A 1,468-nucleotide genomic window follows, 5' to 3' on the forward strand; every position below is an offset into this window, starting at 1 on the left:
GAACGGACTTCGTGTTTTAGTTTTTTTTTTCAGGCAGAAGGCGGCATACGAGATAGGCTCCGGTCTCGTGGGCTCGGAGATGTGTATAGGAGACAGGTCGGCCGCCTGGAACAGGGGCTCGAACTGTTCGAAGCCCGGGGCCTTGGGGCCCGTCCAGGTGTCGGAGCCGCCGGTGATCATCACCCCGTGCACGGCGAGCGTGGTGTCCGCGAGGGTGATGTCGGCGGGGTCCCTCGCCGGGCGCAGGCCGCCCCGGCGCGCCCGCTCCAGGAGGCGGGCCTCCACCAGCCGGTCCACCACTTCATGCACCAGCGACTCCGGCACGCGCAGCCGCGTGGCCAGCTCCCGGGGCAGGGGCGGGGTGCGTCCGTCCACCCAGCACAGCGTGACGTCCTGGGCGACGCGCGCGGCCACCAGCTCGTGCGCGCGCGGGTGGCTGCCGAAGGCGAAGAGTGAGTCCCGGAAGGAGACGTGCTCCACGGCGTAGGACAGCCGGGCGCCGAACAGCATCACCAGCCAGCTCACGTACACCCAGGCGAGGAACAGGGGCAGGGCGCCCAGCGACGCGTAGAGGGGGTTGTAGAGGAAGCTGCGCGCGGCGAACTCGGCGTACACCTGCTTCGCCAGCATCCAGCCCAGGCCGGCCACCAGTCCGCCCGCCAGCGCCGAGCGCACGCGCACGTGGGCATACGGCGTCCACAGGTACAGCAGCGTCAGGCTGCCCATGGCGATGAGCGTGGTGCCCACCCCGATGAAGAACGGCGCGGAGGGCGCGTAGGTCTGCAGCAGCACGCGGACCCGGCCGGTGCCGGAGAAGGAGATGGCCAGGAAGATGGGGCCCAGCACCAGCAGGCCCGCGTAGATGGACAGGCGCGTGAGCCACGGGCGCTGGCGCCGGATGCCCCACAGCTCGTTCACCGCGCCGTCGATGTGTCTCAGCAGTGAGCCCGCGGACAACAGCACCGCGAGGAAGCCCACGCTGCCCACCGCGATGGAGTCGCCCGGGTGCAGGAACCGGTCGAGCAGGGCGGCGGACTCCTCGCTGACCCCTGGCGCCAGCACCTCGGAGATGACGAAGCGCAGCTTCCGCTGGAACTGCTCCTGGTGGAGCGTGCGCAGCAGCACGATGCCCACGGTCAGCAGCGGCACCAGCGAGAACATGCTGATGTACGTGAGCGCGGCGGCGCGCAGGCGCAGGTTCTCGCCCATGAAGCCGCGCGCCACGGTGCGCCCCGCGAAGAAGATGTCCGCCGCGAAGCGGCCCGCCGACGTGGCCCCGATGGGCGCCCACACGCGGGTTGCTGTCTGGACCGCCCACACCCGTGCTCGCACGAGCGAGCGCCGCATGCCCCAGGACAGCTTCCGGAGCTTCACGGCTTCCTCCCGGCGCGCTTCCAGCCCGGCGCGGCCAGGTCGCGGGAGTCCAGGAGCTGTCTCTTATACACATCTGACGCTGCCGACGACTTAA

At 70.3% G+C, this 1,468-nt stretch carries 1 protein-coding gene; it reads right to left on the reverse strand.

The annotated features are described in order from the left end of the window. Positions 1–1,347 (reverse strand): YhjD/YihY/BrkB family envelope integrity protein (locus tag D7X55_RS39375; protein WP_233610365.1); only part of this gene is annotated, 1,347 nt, incomplete at its 3' end. Between the last annotated feature and the right edge of the window lie 121 nt (positions 1,348–1,468).

Origin of the sequence: Corallococcus sp. AB049A, assembly GCF_003668885.1 — a bacterium.
Taxonomy (GTDB): domain Bacteria; phylum Myxococcota; class Myxococcia; order Myxococcales; family Myxococcaceae; genus Corallococcus; species Corallococcus interemptor.